Source organism: Helicobacter sp. UBA3407 (assembly GCF_949747025.1).
Classification (GTDB): domain Bacteria; phylum Campylobacterota; class Campylobacteria; order Campylobacterales; family Helicobacteraceae; genus Helicobacter_D; species Helicobacter_D ganmani.
This window is the reverse complement of record NZ_CATKCB010000152.1, coordinates 1-6033: the sequence shown is the minus strand read 5'-3', so window position 1 is coordinate 6033 and position 6033 is coordinate 1. Positions and strand designations below refer to the sequence as shown.

Annotated in this window: 7 protein-coding genes; all 7 read right to left on the bottom strand. The window is 35.4% G+C overall.

The window, feature by feature from the left end; translation table 11 throughout:
- Window positions 1-119 precede the first annotated feature (119 nt).
- A complete protein-coding gene (locus Q1553_RS05535) occupies window positions 120-1019 on the bottom strand; it encodes a thiamine-phosphate kinase (RefSeq protein ID WP_297579459.1) in 900 nt (299 codons plus the stop codon).
- The gene (gene nadC / locus Q1553_RS05530; protein ID WP_115552053.1) at window positions 989-1816 is read right to left on the bottom strand and encodes a carboxylating nicotinate-nucleotide diphosphorylase; all 828 of its coding nucleotides are present in this window, start codon (window positions 1814-1816) and stop codon (window positions 989-991) included. Before nadC ends, Q1553_RS05535 begins: the two co-directional genes overlap by 31 nt.
- A 14-nt stretch (window positions 1817-1830) precedes the next feature.
- Window positions 1831-2829, bottom strand: a complete 999-nt coding sequence (gene nadA / locus Q1553_RS05525; protein ID WP_300669378.1) for a quinolinate synthase NadA — start codon at window positions 2827-2829, stop codon at window positions 1831-1833.
- Between the two features lie 2 nt (window positions 2830-2831).
- On the bottom strand, window positions 2832-3638 hold the full coding sequence (locus tag Q1553_RS05520) for a phosphatidylserine decarboxylase (RefSeq protein ID WP_115552055.1): 807 nt from the start codon (window positions 3636-3638) through the stop codon (window positions 2832-2834).
- A 2-nt stretch (window positions 3639-3640) separates the two neighbouring features.
- The gene (locus Q1553_RS05515; RefSeq protein WP_297571578.1) at window positions 3641-4354 is read right to left on the bottom strand and encodes an arginyltransferase; all 714 of its coding nucleotides are present in this window, start codon (window positions 4352-4354) and stop codon (window positions 3641-3643) included.
- A gap of 4 nt (window positions 4355-4358) precedes the next feature.
- Window positions 4359-5615, bottom strand: a complete 1257-nt coding sequence (locus tag Q1553_RS05510; protein WP_297571579.1) for a murein transglycosylase domain-containing protein — start codon at window positions 5613-5615, stop codon at window positions 4359-4361.
- On the bottom strand, window positions 5615-6033 hold a 419-nt coding region (locus tag Q1553_RS05505), incomplete at its 5' end, for a transglycosylase SLT domain-containing protein (RefSeq protein ID WP_300842800.1). The genes Q1553_RS05505 and Q1553_RS05510, both read right to left, overlap by 1 nt.

Genomic DNA, 6033 nt, shown 5'->3' with positions numbered 1-6033 from the left:
GTCAAGCAGGCAACAAAAACTATCGCAACTGCTATAATAGAGGTGGATACCACCATTTTTGGTAAGATATGCACAAGGCGTTATGGATTGCCACGATTCCTTAGTAGAATCCCCGCAATCTACTCGTGCCAATTTTGCTTTTTGGCGATATATTTACCACGAATCGCAACAGCAAAAGGCACAAATTGATGGCGAAACTTCCAAGCTTTTTTTTGCATTTTTTTGAGATTTCGTCTCTCTATGGCATAAAGCATTTGATATTCTTCAGGAGAATAAAGCCAATCTCCCTTTTGTTTTAAAATCTTAAACCCCAAACGATTCACTTGACTTAGACGCGACAATTCTAGCGAGATTCCATCGGAAATATCCATACCCGCTTTTGCAATATTGTTTAGCTCAAACAACATTTTAGGGTATAAAAGCGGCTTAGCAAAGCGTGAATATTTGGAGATTTTTTTATCGCGACAGAATCGCAAGGAATTTTTTAAAATTTTAAGATTCTGCCCAAAAGATTGCATTTTAGCGTGATTTAACGCGCCTTTTGGGGTGATATATCCCAAAATATTGCCTTGCTTGATTCCTTTTCTAAACAAAGTTCTCTGTCTTTTTTGACCCAAAAGCGTTAAAGAAAAGTGCAATTTTTCGCCTACAAGCGTATCGCCACCGATGATTTTAATACGATATTTTTTTGCGCAATCCCCTATGATTTGCGCCAACTTTGAAACTTCTTTAAAATTATCAGGCACACTAAGCGTTAAGAGTAAAAAACTTGGAGTCGCATTCATTGCATAAATATCGGACAGATTTACTAAAAAACATTTTTCTACCAAATCCTCTAAACTTGCCCAAGCTCTTTTAAAGTGAATATCCTCAAAGAATGCGTCATTTGCGATGAGATATGTCCCAACAGACACCCCATCATCTCCGATTCCAAAAGTCGCCCCACTTTGTTTTAATGTGTGAATAAAAACCTTTTCTCTATCACGCATTAGTCTATTTTCATACTCAAATCCACCCAAACTGCTTGATGTGTAATCGCGCCAACAGATACAGCATCTACACCACTTTGAGCATACTCTCTAATATTTCTTAAAGTAATGTTTCCGCTTGCTTCTAGCAAGACACTTGGAGCAATTTCATTACGCATTTTGACTACTTCGTGAATCATTTGTATATCCATATTATCACACATTAAAATATCTACTTCTGCTTCTAATGCCTCTTTGGCTTGTAAAACATTCTCACATTCTACCTCAATCTTAGAGACAATTGGAGTCTTGCAACGAATATCATCAATGAATTTCTTTAGCGATAGAATGCGTGTCAAATGTGTATCTTTTAACATTAAACAATCATCTAAACCCAAGCGATGATTCACCGCCCCCCCATTACGCGTAGAATATTTCTCAAAATCCCTTAGCAAAGGGCGCGTTTTCCTTGTATCTAGCAGCATACAACTCGTACCTTCTAGCTTTTGCACATATTTATGTGTTAATGTTGCAATTCCACTAGAATGCTCTAATAAATTCAAAATTGTGCGCTCCGCACTTAGCAACTCGCTCATATTACCCTCAAAAGAAACAATCCTTTCACCTCTTTTAAAAACCATTCCGTCATCAAAAATAAATTCACATTTGAGATTTAACAATTCGCAAAGTCGCTCAATATACATTCTTCCCGATAACACACCATCTTCTTTGGCAAGTATATAAGCTTCTACTTGTGTATTGTTTCGCATTCTAGTGTATAAATCACCGCGCCCAATGTCCTCTTTTAGAACTTCTTTTAAAAAATCATCTAACAATATTTTATGCATTGTTTGCTCCTTTTTTAAGATAATTGTAGCATTTTATCTAATGCTTTTTTTGCACGATTCGCAATTTCTAATTCTAACAGAATCTCATTATAAGATTTACCTTGCTTGATTGCTTCTAAGCATTGTAAAACATCTTTTAAAGTGGTTTCATTCATCGTGGGACATTCTGGTTTTGTAGAGCTTAACACGAATGTGTTTTGTTCTTGTCCTTTTTTGGGTTTTCTTAGGCGATGGACAAGATTAAATTCTGTGCCAACTGCTACTTTTTGGGATTCTTCTAGGCTTTGCACAAATTTTATAATTTGACTTGTAGAGCCAACAAAATCCGCCATTTTAACAACCTCTGGCTGACATTCTGGATGGACAACAATCAAAATGTTTGGAAATTTCTCCCTAAAAAACTCAATATCTTGTGGCGTAAAAAGCTGATGTACAGAACAAAATCCATCATAGCAAATGATTTCTGCTTCTTTGATTTTTTCCATAGAATCCACGCCCAAAACCGCACTTTTAAGTCCATTTTGAATTGCAAGATTCTGCCCTAAACATCTATCAGGCAAAAAGAATATTTTTTTGTTTTGTTTTAGGGCAAAATCCAAAATCTTTGCTGCATTAGAACTTGTGCAAACCACACCTCCTAACTCTGCAACTTTGGCTTTTACCTCTGCATTAGAGTTAATATAAGTAACAGGAAAAATCTCTGCGATTCCATAACTTTTTAAAAGAGTGATAGACTTATCAAAATAACTACCATCTATCATTCTCGCCATAGAACAACAGGCAATTTTTGGCATAAAAACCCGTTTTTGTGGGGCTAGAATCTTTACGCTCTGCCCCATAAAGCCAACTCCACAAAAAATAATTTTTGATTTTTCACTTTGACTTGCTTTGCGTGCTAGCTCCAAACTATCGCCACTTAAATCTGCAATCTCCACAATCTCATCGCGTTGGTAAAAATGTGCAACTAGCAGTGCGTCCAATTCATTTAATAATTTTCTAATCGTTTGTTTCATTTTCATTCCTTTGATTCTTTTGAATTTTTTGTTTTGTGCTTGGCAATACATTGCCCAAAATAAACTTTTTCTTTAATCCTTAAATCATATTGCCAATTTTTACTCAAAAGAACAATCGTAGAACCCATTAAAAAGCTTCCGATTTCCTCTCCTTTTTTCAGCATTATAGGCGTCTTAAATTCCAAAATTTGAGAAGTTTTAAATTGAACGACTTCTGGGGCGAAATTGATTTGAATTTTTCCTACATTTAATGCACCAATCGCAACAAAATAAAATGGCTCTCCAAACTCATCTTCACATTCCAACACAACGCGTTTATTTTGGATAAAGACATCTTTGTGTCTTAAAAGAGATTTTTCACAAACACTATGCAATCTTCCATCAATAAATTCTAAATGTTTGACTTTTAGATTCAAAGGAGCGTGGAATCTATGATAATCACTTGGAGAAAGGTAGAAATTGACAAAACAATAATCCTCTCCTAGCTTTGTCTTGACAAAATCACTCACATGATAATTTCTACCTTTGATTTGCATTGCATAATCCTCTTGACATTGACCAAACTCCATAACAATAGAATCACAAGGAGCAATCAGATGAAAGGTAGTTTGGTCAAACTTACGCATTTTAACAAGAGAACGCGTAAAAAGCGCATTAAGTGTAGGATAATTTGCCAAAGTGTCAAATTCCTCTAAATTCACTTGAAAAATTTTGATATATGTATAATGAATCCATTGCTGAATTTTTGGAGGAAATTCAAAATGCGCAAATTTTTCAAAACACCAAGAAAGAATATTTGTATAATGCAAAATTACTCCTTAACCCAAAGGGGATTTTCATTCAAATCTGGACGATTACAAAGAATCTCAAAGGGCTTAAAACGTTCTTTATAACCCATAGAATGATGATTTTGTATCCAATAGCCCGGATAAAGGTATTTGATATTATACCTTTTTGCAACTTCTATCTGTTTAAGAATGGAATAAGTGCCGATAGAAAAATGCTCAAAATCGTGGTCATAATAACAATAAACTGCTGAAATTACAGCGGGCAAAATATCCACATACGCCACGCCCACTAATTTATCTTCCACATAATAGTCAAATTCATAACCAAATTCCAAGAATCCTCTCACAAAGGTATCATAATACGCATCTAATGTGATTCCTTGATAATCCCAACCCTTTTTCTCGTGCATTTTTTGATGATATTTGTCATAAAGATTCAAATGTTCATCGCTTACTCTTGGACGAGAAACTCGCAGGGTAAGCGGAGCTTTTAATGTGCGCTTGTGTGATTTAGAAAACACGAAATTCGCGCAATCTTGACGAATAGAAATGCAAGCATCACACGTTTTACAAGTTGGCACAAAAAAATAATTTCCAAATCTTCTCCAACCTCGCTCTAATAATGCGCAATAAAGATAAACTGTGCAATTTTTGATATAAAAATAACGAAAAGATGCCTCCAAGTTGGGCAGATAACTACAAGGTCTTGGGGCTTGAACAAGCTCATACACTTCCATTGGATTATTTTAGACTTAAACTTGCTATGGAATTAATTGGAGATTCCGCATTTTGCATATGACTTTGTTGTATTTGAAATTCTTTTTTAGCATTGGTAACTTTATGCAAATAATTCCTCGCTTCTTCATATTTCAAAGAGGTGCGGAGTTTGCGATAAACTTCAGCAGAAGTCATAGAATTAATTTTTTGCACCGCTTTTGTGCGGTCTTTGTCAAAAACACTTAGCACATTGCCGCTTCCTGTATTATACGCAGCAATCACACAATATTCGTGGGATAAAGAATTTTTCACTCCTTTGATATAGCGAGTAAATAAAATATTGAGATAAGTAGAGCCGTATTGAATGTTTGTCTTAGGTGTAAAGAGCATTTCCTTTGTTGGAATCCCATCTCTGTTATTTAACATCTTATAAACATCTCTCCCTGCACTTGCTGGCACAACTTGCATTAGCCCATAAGCTGGAATATGACTTACCGCATAAGGATTGAAACTAGATTCCGTTTTGATAATTGCAAAAATCAATGCTTGCTCTAGCTTGTATTCTTTAGCAAAAAGTGCAACATATTCGCCATATTTATGCTCACTTTGAACCTCGTAATCCTCTACCATTTCAAACTGCACATAATAAACCTTTTTCTTTGTGCCATTTTCTGTAATTTCTGTAGTTTGTAATTTGTTTTCTATTAAATAATCTGCATACTGATTCGCGCGCCAAGAATAAAGCACTGCTTTGCCCTCATTGTCTTTTACCAAATCTGCCAAATAAGGCTTGCTGTTAAAAGTAATTTCCTTATCAGAGTATAAATCTACTTCCTCTGGGTCTTCTGGCGTTAGCAATGTCGTTACAATGGCTCTTTTGAGGCTTGCTTTGGGATTCTCTGTATCTAGAGTTGCTACAGAAATGATACCTTTGCTAAAATCTACTTGCGCACGGGAGAGATAGGAATCTGTATATTTTACATACACTTCTTGTGAAGCAGTAGGAGTGTTATTTTCTCCCCATTTTTTAGAAGCATTTTGCGTCAAAGTTGTAACAATTTTTTTAAAATTTGCTTGTAAATTTTTAATATCACTTTCAATCTGTTTTGGATTAAGTGCGTAATTGACGGCTTTTTTTATCACTTGCTCTTTAGAGATTCCCTCTGTTAAAATCTGTGGGTTATAGATTAAATCCCTATAACCCATTAAACAGCCACCAAACACGAAGCTAAGCAAGGCTGCAAACAATAATCCAAAAAATACACAAAGAATCCTATTCATTAAAAACTCACGACTCTTTTTTGCATTGTTTCTAATGTAGCAATATTTTGTATTACCTTATTAATATTATCGGATTGCGCATTTTTAAGTCCCCCATCAAGCGTGCCACTCGTTTGGAATTTCTTTTTGCTATTCATTACCGTATGCAAACAGCTACGCACCTCTTTGGGATACAAAGAAGTGCGGAGTTTGCGATAAACTTCAGTAGAAGTCGTAGAATTAATTTTTTGCACCACTTTTGTGCAATTCTTATCAAACACATTAAGCGCATTACCACTTCCTGCATTATACGCAGCAATCACACAATATTCGTGGGATAAGGAATTGGCAATCCCTGTAAGATAACGTGTAAAGAGTATGTTTGAGTAAGTCGTGCCATATTGGATATTCGTCTTAGGTGTAAAGAGCTTTTCTTTCG